Source organism: Brachybacterium sp. GCM10030252 (assembly GCF_042666535.1).
GTDB lineage: Bacteria > Actinomycetota > Actinomycetes > Actinomycetales > Dermabacteraceae > Brachybacterium.
In genome coordinates, this window is the sequence record NZ_JBHTDM010000012.1 from 38916 (window position 1) to 55211 (window position 16296).

At 71.9% G+C, this 16296-nt stretch carries 15 protein-coding genes; 7 read left to right on the plus strand and 8 right to left on the minus strand.

The window, feature by feature from the left end:
- Window positions 1-19: 19 nt before the first annotated feature.
- Window positions 20-952: a glycosyltransferase family 2 protein gene (locus ACFQRJ_RS12025; RefSeq protein ID WP_377019356.1), complete on the minus strand. Its 933-nt coding sequence runs from the start codon at window positions 950-952 to the stop codon at window positions 20-22.
- Complete coding sequence (locus ACFQRJ_RS12030; RefSeq protein ID WP_377019357.1) at window positions 949-1836, minus strand: glycosyltransferase family 2 protein; 888 nt, start codon at window positions 1834-1836, stop codon at window positions 949-951. The genes ACFQRJ_RS12025 and ACFQRJ_RS12030 overlap by 4 nt, the downstream gene beginning before the upstream one ends.
- Window positions 1837-2009: 173 nt before the next feature.
- Between ACFQRJ_RS12030 and ACFQRJ_RS12035 the strand changes: the two genes are divergently transcribed.
- Window positions 2010-4487: a phosphoketolase gene (locus ACFQRJ_RS12035; RefSeq protein WP_377019358.1), complete on the plus strand. Its 2478-nt coding sequence runs from the start codon at window positions 2010-2012 to the stop codon at window positions 4485-4487.
- On the plus strand, window positions 4487-4771 hold the full coding sequence (locus ACFQRJ_RS12040; protein WP_377019359.1) for an acylphosphatase: 285 nt from the start codon (window positions 4487-4489) through the stop codon (window positions 4769-4771). Before ACFQRJ_RS12035 ends, ACFQRJ_RS12040 begins: the two co-directional genes overlap by 1 nt.
- On the opposite strand, the gene ACFQRJ_RS12045 is transcribed toward ACFQRJ_RS12040, so the two are convergent.
- Both ACFQRJ_RS12045 and ACFQRJ_RS12050 read right to left on the minus strand, forming a co-directional pair.
- Entirely contained in the window at window positions 4761-5909 is a 1149-nt protein-coding gene (locus ACFQRJ_RS12045) for an MFS transporter (protein ID WP_377019360.1), read from the minus strand. The two genes, ACFQRJ_RS12040 and ACFQRJ_RS12045, sit on opposite strands and share 11 nt — an antisense overlap.
- 149 nt (window positions 5910-6058) lie before the next feature.
- Complete coding sequence (locus ACFQRJ_RS12050) at window positions 6059-6706, minus strand: SDR family oxidoreductase (protein WP_377019361.1); 648 nt, start codon at window positions 6704-6706, stop codon at window positions 6059-6061.
- Window positions 6707-6846: 140 nt separating this feature from the next.
- On the opposite strand from ACFQRJ_RS12050, the gene ACFQRJ_RS12055 reads away from it, so the two are divergent.
- Window positions 6847-7854: a DUF808 domain-containing protein gene (locus ACFQRJ_RS12055; protein ID WP_377019362.1), complete on the plus strand. Its 1008-nt coding sequence runs from the start codon at window positions 6847-6849 to the stop codon at window positions 7852-7854.
- Window positions 7855-7936: 82 nt separating this feature from the next.
- Here ACFQRJ_RS12055 and ACFQRJ_RS12060 read toward each other — a convergent pair whose 3' ends face one another.
- A complete protein-coding gene (locus tag ACFQRJ_RS12060; RefSeq protein WP_377019364.1) occupies window positions 7937-8449 on the minus strand; it encodes a phosphoribosyltransferase in 513 nt (170 codons plus the stop codon).
- 247 nt (window positions 8450-8696) lie between these two features.
- Between ACFQRJ_RS12060 and ACFQRJ_RS12065 the strand changes: the two genes are divergently transcribed.
- The gene (locus ACFQRJ_RS12065) at window positions 8697-9503 is read left to right on the plus strand and encodes a TIGR02206 family membrane protein (protein WP_377019365.1); all 807 of its coding nucleotides are present in this window, start codon (window positions 8697-8699) and stop codon (window positions 9501-9503) included.
- Here ACFQRJ_RS12065 and ACFQRJ_RS12070 read toward each other — a convergent pair.
- A complete protein-coding gene (locus ACFQRJ_RS12070; protein ID WP_377019366.1) occupies window positions 9451-12675 on the minus strand; it encodes a GH92 family glycosyl hydrolase in 3225 nt (1074 codons plus the stop codon). The genes ACFQRJ_RS12065 and ACFQRJ_RS12070 overlap by 53 nt on opposite strands.
- A 97-nt stretch (window positions 12676-12772) precedes the next feature.
- On the opposite strand from ACFQRJ_RS12070, the gene ACFQRJ_RS12075 reads away from it, so the two are divergent.
- A complete protein-coding gene (locus ACFQRJ_RS12075) occupies window positions 12773-13249 on the plus strand; it encodes a hypothetical protein (protein WP_377019367.1) in 477 nt (158 codons plus the stop codon).
- On the opposite strand, the gene ACFQRJ_RS12080 is transcribed toward ACFQRJ_RS12075, so the two are convergent.
- On the minus strand, window positions 13242-13835 hold the full coding sequence (locus ACFQRJ_RS12080) for a thymidine kinase (RefSeq protein ID WP_377019368.1): 594 nt from the start codon (window positions 13833-13835) through the stop codon (window positions 13242-13244). The genes ACFQRJ_RS12075 and ACFQRJ_RS12080 overlap by 8 nt on opposite strands.
- Window positions 13836-13840: 5 nt before the next feature.
- Window positions 13841-14356 (minus strand): O-acetyl-ADP-ribose deacetylase, encoded by a 516-nt coding sequence (locus ACFQRJ_RS12085; RefSeq protein ID WP_377019369.1) that lies wholly within the window; start codon window positions 14354-14356, stop codon window positions 13841-13843.
- A gap of 35 nt (window positions 14357-14391) precedes the next feature.
- Here ACFQRJ_RS12085 and ACFQRJ_RS12090 point away from each other — a divergent pair, with 35 nt between their 5' ends.
- Entirely contained in the window at window positions 14392-15048 is a 657-nt protein-coding gene (locus tag ACFQRJ_RS12090; protein ID WP_377019370.1) for a mismatch-specific DNA-glycosylase, read from the plus strand.
- Window positions 15049-15174: 126 nt separating this feature from the next.
- Window positions 15175-16197 (plus strand): iron-siderophore ABC transporter substrate-binding protein, encoded by a 1023-nt coding sequence (locus tag ACFQRJ_RS12095; RefSeq protein WP_377019371.1) that lies wholly within the window; start codon window positions 15175-15177, stop codon window positions 16195-16197.
- Window positions 16198-16296: the final 99 nt, after the last annotated feature.

Consider the following 16296-nt stretch of genomic DNA (forward strand, 5'->3'; position numbering starts at 1 on the left):
GTCGCGCGCCGCGTCGGCACTATCGGTCGCCGCGGCGCTGTCGGGGCCCGCTGGGTCTGCCATAGCGCCGGGCGGTGCTGCGGCGCTGAGCCTCCTCCAGCGCCCGGAAGCGGCGCTCGATCCTGGCCGGCAGGGGGCGCCGCTGCCGCAGCACCCAGCCGGCTCCGCGCAGCGCGTCCCAGAGCGCCAGTGCGGTCAGCCGATCGCGCGGTGCCGTGGCCAGCACGTCGCGGGTCCGGCGCAGCGCCGCACCGAGCGGCCGGCGCAGCCAGATGAACCATAGGGTGTTGCGCAGCCCGTGCCGGAGGCGCAGCCGGGGGTCGCGCTGCGTGGAGGCCTGGTGATGGACGATCACGCCCGGCAGGTGGACCAGCTCCCAGCCGGCGGTCGCCAGGTCGGCCGCCAGCAGCTCCTCCTCCCCGCCGAGCCACAGCCGTTCGCTGAAGCCGCCGGCCGCGAGGAAGGCGCTGCGGCGGACCATCGAGGCACCGGCGAGGAAGCTGCCGAGGGTCGGGCCGGGCATCCACGGCGGGCCCTCGACCGGCGAATGGAGCAGTTCGGCGTTGATCGGGTCCTCGCGTCCGCCCGGCTCGACCAGGATCCTGCCGGTGACCACCCCGAGGCGGGGATGCTCGGCGAGCGCGTCGGCCGCCCGGCGCAGGGAGCCCGGCTCCCACCAGGTGTCGTCGTCACAGAAGGCGACGAACGGCGTCCCGACCCGCTCGAGGCCCACGTTGCGCCCGACAGCTCCCAGGTTCACGGCACTGGCCACCAGGTCCACCTCGGGGAACCGCTCCCGGACGGCTTCGGCGGTGCCGTCCTCGGAGCCGTTGTCCACGACCACCACGTGCGGCTGCTCGGGCAGCTCCCGCAATCGCGAGATCGCCAGCAGTGCCTCGTCGCGCCGGTTGTAGGTGATCATCACGACCGCCACCCGCTCGTCGGGACTCATCGCCGCTCCTCGTCCGACGCCGAGCGGGCCGGGCGCGCAGCGGGTCCGGAGCGCACCAGGGCGAGGGCGGCCTCGGTCGAGGGCGAGACCGGGCGACGCCGCCGCAGGGCGGCCGGGGCGCGGCGCAGGGCACCCAGCAGGCCCCGTCGGCCGCGCGTCCCCGAGCGCAGCGCCGTGACGACCTCGGCCCGCACTCCCGACCACGGACGGCGCAGCAGGGCGGTGAGGATCCGGCTGCGGATCGCCTCGGTCTGACGGCGCCGGGCGGACTCGCGATGGGGCGAGGGGTGGTGGTGGGCGCGGATCTCGGGCACGTAGCTCAGCTGCCAGCCGGCGTCGAACAGGTCCAGCGCCACCCGATCCTCCTCCCCGGGGAAGCGGATCACGTCGTCGAAGCCGCCCGCCTCCAAGAACGCGTCCCGACGCACGATCGCCCCGCAGCCGACGAAGCCGAGCAGCAGCGGGCCGGGCGCGTCGTCCGCAGTGCCCAGCGGGGAGGCGGCGAGCACGGCGTTCAGCGCGTCCGGGCGCTCCTCGGGCCCCACGGCGATGGAGCCGGCGATCAGCCCGAGCCGCGGGTGGCCATCGAAGACGTCGACGGCTCGTGCCAGCGCCCCGGGCGCCCACCAGGAGTCATCGTCGGCGAAGGCGACGTAATCGGTGGTGGCCAGTTCGGCTCCGATGGTGCGCGCCTGCGCGCCGATGTTCTCGGGCAGCGTCACGAGGCGCACGTGGGGATGGGCGCCGCGCACCGCCGCGACGGTGCCGTCCGTGGAGGCGTTGTCCAGGACGATCACGGGCGCCTCGTGGTGGCCGAGGTGCTCCACGAGCTCGTCGCCGCGATTGCGGGTGGCGATCACGACCGTGACCCGCTCGACGCTCATGCGGCACTCCCCTCGATTCCTCGGCTTCCTCGGCTCCGTCGCTGTCGGCCCACAGTAGCGAGGCCGGTCCATCGCACGAGCGGGCCGGAGGTCCCTTCCGCCGGCCCGGTCCGGGTCGTACCGTGAACGTATCCCCTCCGGGATCTCTGTTGCCCGAGCTGCAGGAAGGCGCCATGACCACCGTTGCCAGCTGGCCGAACTCCCCCGCCGAGACCCCCACCGACGAGGAGCTCGAGCGGCTCCACGGGTGGTGGCGGGCAGCGAACTACCTCTCGGTCGGGCAGATCTACCTCAAGGACAACCCGCTGCTGCGCCGCCCGTTGCAGCGCGAGCACGTCAAGCCGCGTCTGCTCGGGCACTGGGGCACCACTCCGGGCCTGACGTTCCTGTACGCCCACGCCAATCGGGCGATCTCCCAGCGCGGCCTGAAGGCCATGTACATCACCGGCCCCGGGCACGGCGGTCCGGGACTGGTCGCCGCGAGCTACCTCGAGGGCACCTACTCCGACGTCTACCCCGCCGTCAGCCGGGACGAGCGAGGACTGGCTCGCCTGTTCACCCAGTTCTCCTTCCCCGGCGGGATCCCCTCGCACGTGGCCCCGGAGACCCCGGGATCGATCCATGAGGGCGGAGAGCTGGGCTACGCCCTCTCCCACGCCTACGGCGCCATGTTCGACCGGCCCGACGAGATCGCCTTCACCGTGGTGGGGGACGGAGAGGCGGAGACCGGTCCGCTGGCCACCTCGTGGCACTCCAACAAGTTCCTCAATCCGCTGACCGACGGGGTGGTGCTGCCGATCCTGCACCTGAACGGGTACAAGATCGCCAACCCCACCGTCCTGGCCCGTATCGGCGACGAGGAGCTCGAGGACCTGATGCGGGGCTACGGGCACACCCCGCTGCTGTTCCGCGGCGGCTTCGACGACGAGGATCCAATGGCCGCGCACCGCCGCTTCGCCGAGGTGCTCGATACGGCCCTGGACCAGATCGCGCAGATCAAGCAGCAGGCCCGCGAGGACGCCGAGGCCGGGCGGGAGACGACGCGACCGGCCTGGCCGATGATCATCTTCCGCTCGCCGAAGGGCTGGACCGGACCGAAGACCATCGACGGCAAGGTGACCGAGGGCTCGTGGCGCTCCCACCAGGTGCCCCTGCCCAACGCCCGCGACACCGAGGAGCACCTGGCCGACCTGGATTCCTGGTTGCGCTCGTACCGCCCCGAGGAGCTGTTCGACGAGTCCGGCGCCCTGCGCGCCGAGATCGCCGCCGCGGCCCCGGAGGGTGAACTGCGGATGTCCGCCAACCCGGCCACCAACGGCGGCTCCGTGCTGAAGGACCTGCGGCTGCCCGATTTCCGCGACTACGCGGTGGAGGTCCCCTATCCCGGCGCCTCCACCGCTGAGGCGACCCGGGTGCTGGGCACCTGGCTGACCGATGTCATCGCCCAGAACCCCCACAGCTTCCGGATCTTCGGGCCCGACGAGACCGCCTCGAACCGGCTCCAGGGGGTCTACGACGTCACCGACAAGCAGTGGAACGCCGAGTTCGAGCCGCACGACCGCGAGGAGCACCTGGCGCCGACGGGCCGGGTGATGGAAATGCTCTCCGAGCACCAGTGCCAGGGCTGGCTGGAGGGGTATCTGCTCACGGGCCGCCACGGCATGTTCTCCTCGTACGAGGCCTTCATCCACATCGTCGACTCGATGGTCAATCAGCACGCCAAGTGGCTGAAGGTCACCAATGAGCTGGAGTGGCGGCGGCCGCTGGCCTCCCTGAACTACCTGCTCAGCTCGCACGTGTGGCGGCAGGATCACAACGGCTTCTCCCATCAGGATCCGGGCTTCATCGACCACATGGTCAACAAGAAGGCCGAGATCGTGCGGGTCTACCTGCCGCCGGATGCCAACACCCTGCTGTCGACCTACGACCACTGCCTGCGCTCCCGCCAGTACGTCAACGTGGTCGTCGCCGGCAAGCAGCCGAACCCGAACTGGCTGAGCATGGACGAGGCGATCGTCCACTGCGCCCGCGGGCTGGGCATCTGGGAGTGGGCCGGCACGGAGGTCACCGGGGAGGACCCCGACGTGGTGCTCGCCTGCGCCGGGGACATCCCCACCATCGAGACGCTCGCGGCCGCGAAGATCCTGCGGGAGCAGGTGCCGGGGCTGAAGGTGCGGGTGGTCAACGTGGTGGACCTGATGCGCCTGCAGGACGACAGCGAGCATCCCCACGGGCTCTCCGAGCGCGACTTCCAGGGCATCTTCGGCGAGGACGTGCCGGTGATCTTCGCGTACCACGGATACCCCTGGCTCATCCATCGCCTGGCCTACCGTCACGACCGCACCGGCCGCATCCACGTGCGCGGCTACAAGGAGGAGGGCACCACCACGACGCCGTTCGACATGCTGATGCGCAACGATGCCGACCGCTACCACCTGGTCATGGACGTGATCGACCGGGCCGGCCTGGCCACCCGCTACGCCGGGCTGCGCCAACAGATGTCCGACCTCCGCGTGCGCGCCCGGGCGTATGCGTACGAGCACGGGGAGGACGTCCCCGAGATCGCGGGCTGGCAGTGGGACGACAATGCCGACGCGGCCGGCGAGGAGGCGCCGCCCCAGGCCTCCGACACGGGAGGGGACAACGCGTGATGGCAGGCGCTGACGACGTCCGCCGGATCGTGCGGGTCAGCGGCAGGGTCCAGGGCGTCGGCTTCCGGATGTCGGCCGCCGCCGAGGCGGAGCGTCTCGGGGTCGGCGGCACGGTGCGCAACCTGCTGGACGGCACGGTGGAGGCCGACGTGGAGGGCGCCGGGGACGCGGTCGAGGCGATGGTCGACTGGCTGCGTCAGGGCCCACCCGCCGCTCGGGTCTCCGACGTCGAGGTGCGCGAGGACGCTCCCCGCGGCGCGGAGACGATGCGCATCATCGGCTGACGAGGTACCGCACCGCCACTGCCACCCCGGCCCCGACCATCACGGCCGAGGTCAGGATCATGGTGGTCTGGCCGGCGGCGTCGATGATCAGCCCGCCGATCAGGGCGCCGAGGGCGATCGCCGTGTTGAACACGGCGCTGTTCAGGGCGGTCCCCTCCTCCATGACGTCCTGCGCCTCGGTGCCGACGAACGCCTGGATGGCGACGGGGGCGGCGCCGGCGAACAGTCCCCACACCGGCATGATCGCCAATGCCGAGACGGTTCCCTGCATCAGCGCCACCACGGCCAGCAGCGACAGGCCGAGCCCGGCCGAGACGACGAGCACGCCCAGCGGTGCACTGCGCCTGAGCACCGGCGCCACGGCGAAGTTCCCGAGCAGGCCGGCGAGGCCGAAGGTCAGCAGCATCGGGCCGATGTCGGTGACGGCGATCCCTGCCCGCTCCAGCAGGATGGGGCTGACGTAGCTGTAGGTGATGAACTGGGCGATGACCACCAGCCCGGTCAGCGCGACGGCGTACCGGACGCCACGGGTGCGCGCGGCGACCAGCATCATCGCCGGGGTGACCTTGACCGCGGAGTGCACCGGCCGCACCAGCACCGCGATCGCCACGGCGACCAGGGCGGCCACGCCGCCGACCACGCCGAAGGCCTCCCGCCAGCCCAGATGGGTGCCGATCCACGTGGCCACCGGCACGCCCATCACCAGCGCGCTCCCGGAGCCCGCGAACGCGACGGTCAGCGCCCGGGCGGTCTGCTCTCGCGGCACCTGGCCGACGGCCACGACCGCCATCACGGCCCAGTACAGGCCGATCGCGATGCCCGCGAAGAGCCGGGCGAGCAGGAGCATGGTGAAGCTCGGGGCGATGACGCTGAGAGCGCAGGAGACCACCACCGAGACCAGGGCGATCACCAGTACGATCCGCCTGTCCAGGGTGCCGACGACCACCGGGGTCACGACGGCGACGACGCCGGCGAGGATGCCGGGGACGGTCACGGCCAGGCCGCCGACGCCCTCACTGACCCCGAGGTCCGGTGCCATCACGCTGAGCACCCCGATCGGCAGCTCCTCGATCGTGATCAGGACGAAGATCCCCATCGCGAGCGAGAGAACCGCCGCCCACCGCCGTACGACGTCCACACATCCTCCTTCTGCGAGCAAACCCCCTCACGGTACGGCACTCGTGCAGGTCAGGTCAGCGCAGGGCAGGGCATGCCGGGGCCCATGGACGCACGACGGCCCCGGCATCGGGCGATGCCGGGGCCGTGGGCCGGGGAACCGGAGCGGGGTCAGATCGCCGCGTCGAGCGCGGCGCCGATCTCCTGGTCGCCGTCGTTGAAGGCGAGGAACTTCCCGATGGTGCCGGGCCGCTCGAGAGCGGCCACGATGGTGCGGGCGACGTTCCCGCGCGAGACGTGACCGCCCTCGGGGACGCCCACCTCGATCCGCCCGGTGGGCTCGTCGAGGGTGAGACCCGACGGGGCGAGGATCGTCCAGTCCAGCTCGGTGCCCTGGAGGTGGGCATCGGCCTGGGCCTTGGACTCGGCGTAGGCGAAGAACGGGTCGTCCTCGGAGACGCCGTGATCCGGCCCGGCCCCGAAGTAGCTGATCATCACGTAGCGCGTCGCACCGACGCGCCGGGCGGACTCCATCGAGGCGATCGCGGCCCCGCGGTCCACGGCCCACGTGCGCTCAGGGTTGCCGCCCCCGGCGCCGGCGGCCCACACCACTGCGTCGTTGCCGCGCAGCAGCTCGTCCCAGCCGTAGGCGTCGAGGGTCTCGATGTCGGCCACGACCGGCCGGGCACCGGCCGCCTCGACGTCAGCGCTCTGATCCGGGTCGCGGATCACCGCGTTGACGGTGTGTCCTGCCGTCGACAGCAGCGGCTCCGCCAGGAGCGCGACCTTGCCATGTCCTCCGATGAGTGCGATATCCATGCACCAACTGTGGCACCGCGACGACGACCGCGTCGAGATACCCCGAGCTTCATTCCGCTGCGGGCAGACAAAGGAGCGATCCCCGGTATCCTGACCCGGGTCGCCACCGGGGCGGCCGCGCCCTCAGGGAAGGAACCAGCATGGCCGGTGGACTCGCCGCACTGCTCGATGACGTGGCCGCCCTGGCGAGGCTGGCCGCGGCCAGCACGGACGACATCGCCGCCGCCTCCGCCAAGGCCGGATCCAAGGCCGTCGGCGTGGTGATCGATGACACGGCCGTGACCCCGCAGTACGTCCAGGGCATCAAGCCCAAGCGCGAGCTCCCGATCATCTGGCGGATCACCAAGGGTTCGCTGGTCAACAAGCTCGTTTTCATCCTGCCGGTCCTGCTGCTGCTCAGCACGTTCGCGGACTTCCTGCTCACCCCGATACTCATGCTCGGCGGCCTGTATCTGAGCTTCGAGGGCGCCGAGAAGATCTGGGAGCTGGTCAGCGGCACGCCGAAGAAGGCCCCGGCCGCCGCGAAGGGCGCCGACGCGGAGAAGAAGATCGTCTCCAGCGCCGTCCGCACCGACCTCATCCTCTCGGCCGAGATCATGGTGATCTCGCTGAACTCCGTCGAAGCACCCGACATCTGGACCCGCGCCGCGGTGCTCGTGGTGATCGCGCTCGGTATCACCGTCCTGGTCTACGGAACGGTCGGGATCCTGGTGAAGATGGACGACGTGGGCCTGGCCATGGCCGCCGAGGAGAACTCGGCGGCCAAGCAGCGCATCGGCAACTCTCTGGTCCGGGCCATGCCCGTGGTCATGGACATCATCAGCTATGTCGGCATGGTGGCGATGCTGTGGGTCGGCGGCCACATCCTGCTGGTCGGCACCCACGATCTGGGACTCGCTCAGCCCTACGGCTTCGTCCATCACCTCGAGGAGGCCGTCGCCGGGATCGCCGCCGTCGGTGGAGTTCTGGGCTGGCTGATCAACACGTTCTTCTCGTTCCTGATCGGTCTGCTCGTCGGCGCCGTCCTCGCGGTGATCATGCACTTCCTGCCCTTCGGTCACCACGGCGGGGACGAGGGACACGGCGCCGGTGACCAGCCCGGCGACGACGCGGCGGCCCCCACCGAGAAGCCCCGGACCGAGCACTGAGCCGCTGGGAGCACCGCCGGGGAGATCGCGAGGGACGGTCCCGCGGGGGCCTCGCGGCGCGGCTCCCGCGCCGACCTCGCGGTCAGCCTGCCTGAGCGGTGACCGGGGGCTCCGCCGACCAGGGGAAGACGATCCACTCGTCGGTGCGGTGCCAGACGAAGTCGGGAGCGACCACCGAACCGGACTTCGCGTACAGCACGGCGCTGCGCGCGTCGGCCCCCTGCTCGCGCAGCAGGTCCAGCACGAGTGCGAGGGTGCGCCCGGAGTCGGCGACGTCATCGACCACCAGCAGCCGCTTGCCGCTGATCGACTCGGTGTCGAGCATCGGCGCGAGCAGGACCGGGTCCGGCAGCGTCTCGTGCACGTCGGTGTAGAACTCGACGTTGATCGCGTCGGCGAGCTTCAGCCCCAGGGCGTAGGCGAGTGCGCCGGCCGGCACCAGGCCGCCACGGGCGACGGCGATGATGATCTCCGGCGCGAAGTCGGAATCGGCCACCGTTCGTGCCAGCTCCCGCGACGCGGTGCCGAACAGCTCCCAGCTGAGGACCTCCTTGGTCACCAGCTCGGACGAATCGGCGTGAAAGGCCTGGGACATCGCATCTCCTCGGGTGTTCGGCGCGGGGACCCCCGATGCTATCGGCCCTCGGCCGGGGGCGCCGTACCGTAGGCACCGCACCACACCGCACCGCATCGCACCGCCACGGGGCGGGGCCTCCCGACTCCCGGATGAAGGAGGGCCGATAGCGGCCCCGACGGGCAGGCATCCTCGTATGCTCTGCTGGGACGCTTCGACGGATCCGCGCCGGGCGGAGCCGGGACCGCACCGACGGGGAGGATCAGCGATGCCGGAGTCGGACCGGATCGGGTACATGCCCGCCTACGGGACCACGCACCTCGGAGTGCTCCTGATCATCGTGCTGGCGGCGATCGCCCTCGTGGTCTGGGCGCGGCGCGTCGAGCCCGCCACGGCGGACCGGGTGCTGCGCGCTGCCGGCTGGGTGCTGCTGGCGAACTCGGTGTTCTGGACGGCGTGGGGCTTCATGCCCTGGTCCTGGAACATCGACGAGTCGCTGCCCCTGCACTACTCGGACGTCCTGCGATTCCTGATCCCACTCGCGCTGATCACGCAGGCCCGCTGGGCGATCGTGATCATGTACTTCTGGGGACTGACGCTGAACATGCAGTCGGTGCTGACCCCGGACCTGAACTACTTCGTCTCGGTCCCGCTGGAGTTCTCGGAGTACTGGGTCGCCCACGCGACCGGGGTGCTGGCCCCGGTGGTGCTGGTGTGGGGGCTCGGATATCGCCCCACGTGGCCGGGATATCTGCTCACGTATGCCGCCACGGTGGCGTGGGCGCTCATCGCCTTCACCGGCAATGCACTCACGGGCGCCAACTACGGCTATCTCAACCGTGCCCCGGACGGCGCGAGCATTCTGGACGTCATGGGCCCCTGGCCGCAGTACCTGCTGGTCGAAGCGATCGCGATCGCTCTCGTGTGGGCGCTCATGACCTGGCCCTTCACCGCGATCGATCGGCGCCGCGGCACTCCCGCCACGGGACGTGGCGGGCTGCTGCGGCGACGGCGAGGAGATCTCAGCCCAGCAGCTCCAGCTCGGCCAGGCGCAGAGGCCCCTGCGCGGTGGTGATCACCAGGCGGTGATGGGTGCACGCCCGCGGCGTCGCGATCCGGAACGGACGTGTCTGGCGGCGCCAGCGGAACGACTCCCTCGAGCGCTCGTCCAGCACCGTCCAGTTCTCGCCGTCGACCGAGCCCTCGACCCGGAAGGCGATCGGGTCCCCGCCCTCCTGCGCCGAGGAGGTCAAGGTGAGGAACCGCGCCTGGAGGGGCTCGCCCAGCTCGGGCAGCTCGATCACCGCGTCGGCCGTCTCCCAGGAGCGCTCGGTGCGGGAGTCGTCGTCCCGCACCGGATCCGCGGGATCGGCCGCGAAGAGGTCCCGCAGCGGCTGCGGCCGGTGCCCCGCCGGAGTCGGTGAGGGCGGCACCTCGCCCCAGCCCGTCGGCTCGGCGCCGAGGCGGAAGCGGAGCGTTCCGCGCAGGTCCCCGTGCTCGATCCAGGAGTCCCGGTGCTCGCGGCCGTCCACGCTGAGACCCGTGATGACGTCGTGGGCCGGAGCCTGCCCCTCGGCGGTGATCGTGAACGGCTCACCACCCAGCGGCCGCACCGTCGCCCGCTCGAACAGCGGTGCCACCAGGTGGTAGCGGCCCGTGCCCAGCTGCAGCGGGTACAGACCCAGCGCCGTCAGCAGCCACCAGGCGCTCATCTCGCCGTTGTCCTCGTCGCCGGGATAGCCCTGGCCGATCTCCTCACCGACGAACAGGCGGCGCTGGACCTCGCGCACCACCTGAGAGGCGCGGTGCGGCTCGCCCGCGTGGTGGAAGAGGAAGGGGATGTGGTGGCTGGGCTGGTTCGAGACGCCGAACTGGCCCATCCGTACCGCGCGGGCCTCGAGCATCTCGTGGATGACGTGCCCGTAGGTGCCCTTGAGGTCGGCACGCTCGGGGGTGTGGAAGAACTCCTCCAGCTTGGCGCGCAGCCCGGCGCGGCCTCCGTACAGCGCGGCCAGGCCCTCGCCGTCATGGGGGACGTGGAAGGCGAAGTTCCAGCCGTCGGTCTCGGTGAAGTCCCCGCCCCATACCCGCGGGTCGAACTCCTCGGGGCTCCGGGCGAAGCCGCCGTCGGCCCGTCGGCCCTGGAAGAACCCGACGCCGGGGTCGAACAGCAGCAGATAGTTCCGGGCTCGGGCTCGCAGGTACTCCGCCTCCTCGCGCAGCCGGGCGGCGAGGCGGGCGTCGTCGGCCTCCGTCTCCTCGGCGAGCAGCTCGGCCTGCGCGGCGAGCCCGGCATCGTTGATGTGGGCCTCCAGTGCCCAGGAGACGGATTCGGGGGTGTCGGTGTCGACGTAGCCGGTGAACACGGCCCGCTCGTTGCCCTTGCGGCCCACCTCGGGCTGCGTGGGGGCGACGGTGGCGTTGCGCAGGCCGGCCTCGTAGGCGGCGAGCGGGTCCGGCAGCGTGATGCCCTTGACGGCGAGGTCGGCGATGGCGATGTCGCTGCTGGTGCCGGTCATGCAGTCGGCGTAGCCGGGCGAGGACCAGCGCGCGATCCACCCGCCCTCGCGGTACTGCTGGACGAAGCCGTCGGCGAGCTCTGCGGCGAGATCCGGGTACAGCAGCGCGTAGGCGGGCCAGGCCGTGCGGTACGTGTCCCAGAAGCCGTGGTTGACGTACATCCTGCCGGGCAGCACCTGGGCGTTGGTGCGGGTGTCGGTGGCCTCGCCCTTGACCGCGAGCACGGGGCTGGCGTGCACCGGTTCGGGCCGCTCCGGGCTGCCGGCGTTCTCCCAGTGCGAGCTGGGGTAGAGGTTCAGGCGGTACAGGTTGCCGTACAGGGTCCGCAGCTGGGGCGGGGTGGCTCCGGCCGGTTCGATCACGCGCAGGCGCTCGGTCCAGGCGGCGTGGGCCTCCGCGCGCACCTGGGCGATGCTGCGCCCCTCGACCTCGTGGGCGAAGGTGCGCCGGCCCTGCTCGAGCCCGATGAAGCTGGTGACCAGACGCACGGTGACCTGCTGCGTGCCGGGTTCGAAGGTCAGCACGCTGGCGCCGGGCGAACCGCCGCGCGAGGGGCCGACGGCCACCGGCGCGGGCTCGACCTCGGCGAGGACGAACATACGGGTCGCCCCCTCGCCGGCCACCGGGTCCACCCACGCGCGCAGCCTCCCGTCGAAGACCGCACCGGCGGCGTCGATCCGGGCGTGCTCGTCGGTCCCCTCGAGCAGCAGGTGCCGCGGGGAGGGCTCGGCCGGGAAGTCGATCTCGCAGACCGCGCCGTGGTCGCTCGGCGCCAGACGCAGCGAGGTGCCGCCGTCGAGAGCCACCTCGTACAGGTCCGGGCGCGCCGTCTCGGCGGCATGATCGAAGCCCAGGGCACGGGCCTCCGGATCGGCGTCGGGCTCCTCACCGGCCAGCGGCATGAGGACGAACTGGTTGCGGTCGCCCATCCAGGGGCTCGGCTGGTGCGAGACCGCCAGGCCCTGCAGGCGCGGGCGGTTGTCAGCGCCGTTGCGGCGGTGGTACTCGTACAGCCAGCGCCGGGTCCGGGCGTCGGTGAGGGGCGTGAACATCGCGAACCCATTGGGCATGGCGGTGGCCGGGACGTTGTTGCCCCGGGAGAAGTCCCCGGAGGCGTGCGTGCCGCGCCGGGTGTCGACCCAGGCCACGGGGTCACCGGCCGGCGGGTCCGCGGGCCTCGGACCGATGTAGGGGCCGTCGATCCACCCCGTCAGCCGCTCGGGCTCCGCGGGACCGGCGCCCTCGAGGTCGCCCTCGGCGGCGTCCACGAGGTCGGCCTCGGGATCGGCCGGGGCGTCGGCGACCAGCACGACCTCCGCGATCGTGCGCCCGGCCGCGGCCCCCAGGGCGACCTGCACGTCATTCCACTGGTCCGCGTACAGGATCTTTCCCTCGCCCATCCCCCGGGCGGTGGCCTCGGTGCCGTACTGGTCGCGCGGCTCCAGCTCGGAGAGCCGGGCGCCGTCGGTGAAGATCAGGTCGACCGCGACGTAGGTCGCGCCCCAGGTGAGCGCTGCGTCCAGCTGCGGGTGCACGAACACGCGCAGCACGTCATCGGCCTGCACGATGCGCCCGACGGGCTCGTCGACCCCGTCGAGGGGCGGCAGCAGGGACTCGGCCCGCTCCCCCGGCTCGACGGTGTACCGCAGGGCAGAGGCGGCGACGAGGCCGGCGCCGTCCTTGCTGGTGGGAGATCCGACGGGGCCCGGGTCTGCGGTGACGATCATGACCGTAAGGCTATCGATACCGGCTCGCGCATCGCACATCGCCTCGCGGTGCGGAATACTGCGTCGCGACACGGCTGCCGGTCCTCGGGGGGAAGAGATGGTCGACGCACAGTTTCCGCGCACCGCGCGCAGGCGCCCGCTGTGCCATTGGCTTCTGGCCGCGGGCATCGCTGCGGTCGGCCTCGTGATCGTGGGCCTGTTCGCGGTGATCATCGCCTGGCAGGTCCTCACCCGCGGGAATCCCCAGTCGACGCTCGAGGACTTCTACTCCTCGCTCCAGTCCGGCGACTGCGAGCTGTTCGAGGACTCGACGACGCAGGAGTACCGCGAGTCGACGGGGCTGACCTCGTGCGAGGTCTTCGAGGAGACCGTCGGCGGCATGTCCGGGATCGACTACGAGGTCACCGAGCGCACCAACCGCCAGGGCTACGCGATCTTCGACGTGACCGAGACGTACACCGTCGACGGCCGGGACACCGAGGTCCAGCTGCAGTACTTCGTGCGCCGCACCGACGGCCAGTGGGATCTGGACGGGATCCGCCTGGTCGAGCCCGGGGACGACCCCATCACCTGATCCGGGCCCCGTCCGGCCGCTGGAGCCGGTGGCTGCGGCAGCGTGCCTGGTAGGACTCGCTGCCCCCGACCTGCTCGGCCGTCGGCCGCAGTGCATCGCCCGCCTCCCCGGCCAGGCGCACGTGCAAGGCTGCGTCGGCCCCGCAGACCGCGCACACCGCGGTCAGCTTCACGGCCTCCTCGGCGACGGCCATCAGGGCGGGGACCGGGTCGAACGGCTCCCCGTCGTAGGTGACGCAGAGCCCGGCGACCTCCACGTCGATGCCGGCCTCCAGCAGCTGCTCGATCACCGGCACGATCGAGGGGCCGAAGAACTGCGCCTCGTCGATCGCGAGCTTGTCCGGACGCTCCCCGTCGAGGACCTCCAGCACGTCGCGGGCCTCGCCGAGCATCCTGGCCGGTGTGGAGCGCCCGATGTGGGTGCTCAGCCGACCGGGCCCGGCACGGTCGTCCAGGCGGTGGCCGATGACGTCGACGCGCAGGCCGGCGAGCCGCGAGCGGTGGACGCGTCGCAGCAGCTCCTCGGTCTTGCCGGCGAACATGGGGCCGGCGATCACGGTCAGCCGAGCTGCTTCGGGGCGGCGCATGGAGGTCACAGTACGCCGCGGAACGCCGCCTCGGCCGCCTCGCCGTAGGGCACGAACAGCACCTCGGCGATATCGGCGCCGACCTCGTCGTCCATCAAACGGACCGTCTCGACGGCGATCCGGGCCGCGTCCGGGAGCGGCCAGCCGTAGACGCCGGCGGAGATGGTGGGGAAGGCGACGCTGCGAGCGCCGATCGCGGCCGCGACGCGCAGTGATTCGCGGTAGCAGGAGGCCAGGGTCTCCGAGCGGTCCTCGTTCGTCGCGTGCACCGGGCCGACCGTGTGGATCACCCAGCGGGCCGGCAGGTCACCGGCTGTGGTGGCGACCGCCCGACCGGCGGGCAGGCCGTCGGGCAGCTCGTCCTCCCGCAGCCGTCGGCACTCGGCGAGGATCTCGGGCCCGCCGCGGCGGTGGATGGCGCCGTCGACGCCTCCGCCACCGAGCAGGGAGGAGTTCGCCGCGTTGACGATGGCGTCCGCGGCGGTCGTGGTGATGTCTCCGGGGGCGATCCGCAGCTCCATCGGCTCAGGATACCGAGCCGACGTACAGTGCCCGGATGAGCACGCGCCTCCCCTCTCCCCTGGCCGGCCGCAGGCCCACCCGCGAGGATCTCGCCCGCTTCGCCGCCCTCGAGGGCGATGCCATGGACGATGTCCTCCCGGACCCATCGCGCGGCGAGCAGCTGCGGCTGCTGATCGTCGGCATCAACCCGGGGCTGTGGACCGCCGCGGTCAACGCTCCTTTCGCCCGGCCGGGCAACCGCTTCTGGCCCTCCCTGCACCGCGCGGGTCTCACCCCGCACCTGATCGACGCCTCCCGCGGGCTGAGGGCCGAGGACGAGCAGGCACTGCGCGAGCGCGGCATCGGCATCACGAACCTGATCGGCCGGGCCACCGCGCGCGCCGACGAGCTCGGCCGGGCAGAGCTGCGCGAGGCCGGTGAGGTGCTCGGCCGCCGTGCCGCCGAGCTGCGGCCGGCCCTGGTGGCCATCGCCGGGATCACGGCCTTCCGCGCCGCGTTCACGGTGCCGCGGGCGCAGCTGGGCCCGCAGGAGACCGCAGGTCTGGCCGGGTGGCCGGCGGAGGTGGCGCTGTGGGTGGTGCCCCAGCCCAGCGGCCTGAACGCTCACGCGACCGTGGAATCGCTGGCGGCGACCTGGCGGGACGTCGCCCGCCGCGCGGGAGTCCCGCTCGAGGATCCGCACGACCAGTGACACCCAGTTGCACGCAACACTGCTGTTGCGTATTTTGATGAGGCAAGCCTTAGCTGTTCTTCTCCGGGCCGTGTCATGCCCGACCGGCGCCCGCCTCCGCGCGCGGCCACTGACGAAAGGCCTCTCATGACCCGTCTGTCCCGCCGCGCATTCGCCGGTTCCGCCGCCGTCCTGGCCGCCGCCCTCGCCGGCTGCTCCTCCTCCGGCCAGGCCGAGGAGGGCGGCTCCTCCGACGCCGGTGGAGGTGGCGAGATCACGATCGAGCACGCCTTCGGGACCACGGCCATCCCGGCGGCCCCCGAGGTCATCACCACCGTGGCGTGGGCCAACCACGAGGTGCCGCTGGCCCTCGGCGTGGTGCCCGCGGGGATGGCCGCGGCCAACTTCGGTGACGACGACGGGGACGGGGTCCTCCCCTGGGTCGCCGAGAAGCTCGAGGAGCTGGGGGCCGAGACCCCGGAGCTGTTCGACGAGTCCGACGGCATCGACTTCGAGGGCGTCGCCGACACCGCGCCCGACGTGATCCTCGCGGCCTATTCGGGCCTGACCCAGGAGGACTACGACACCCTCACCGCGATCGCCCCGACCGTGCCGTTCCCGGAGATCGCCTGGGGCACGCCCTGGCGCGAGATGATCACCGTCAATTCCACCGCGATGGGGATGGCCTCCGAGGGCGAGGCGCTGATCGCCGAGCTGGAGACCGAGATCGAGGACGCCGCCGCCGGGCACCCCGCGATCGCCGGCAAGAACGCCATGTTCCTGACCCACGTGGACACCACCGACCTCTCCGAGGTCAGCTTCTACACGGCCCACGACACCCGCACGATGTTCTTCGAGGATCTCGGGATGGCGATCGCCCCCAGCGTGGTCGCCGCCTCCCAGGACGCCACGGAGTTCTCCGCGACGATCAGCGCCGAGCAGGCCGACGTGTTCCACGACGTCGACATCATCGTGACCTACGGCGACGAGACCCTGATCGAGGCCCTCGAGGCCGACCCGCTGCTCTCCCAGATCCCCGCCGTCCGCAACGGTGCCGTGGTGAACCTGCCCAGCGACAGCCCGCTGGGCACCGCGGCGAACCCCACCCCGCTGGCGATCTCCTACATCCTCGAGGACTACCTGGCCGAGCTGGACCGCGCCGTCTCGTGACCGCGACCGCCCCGAGCTCGGCCCCGGCCACAGCAGGCACCGCCGCCACGCTGCGGCGGTCGGCGCGCACGCGCACCCTCTGGCTGCTGGTCACGCTCG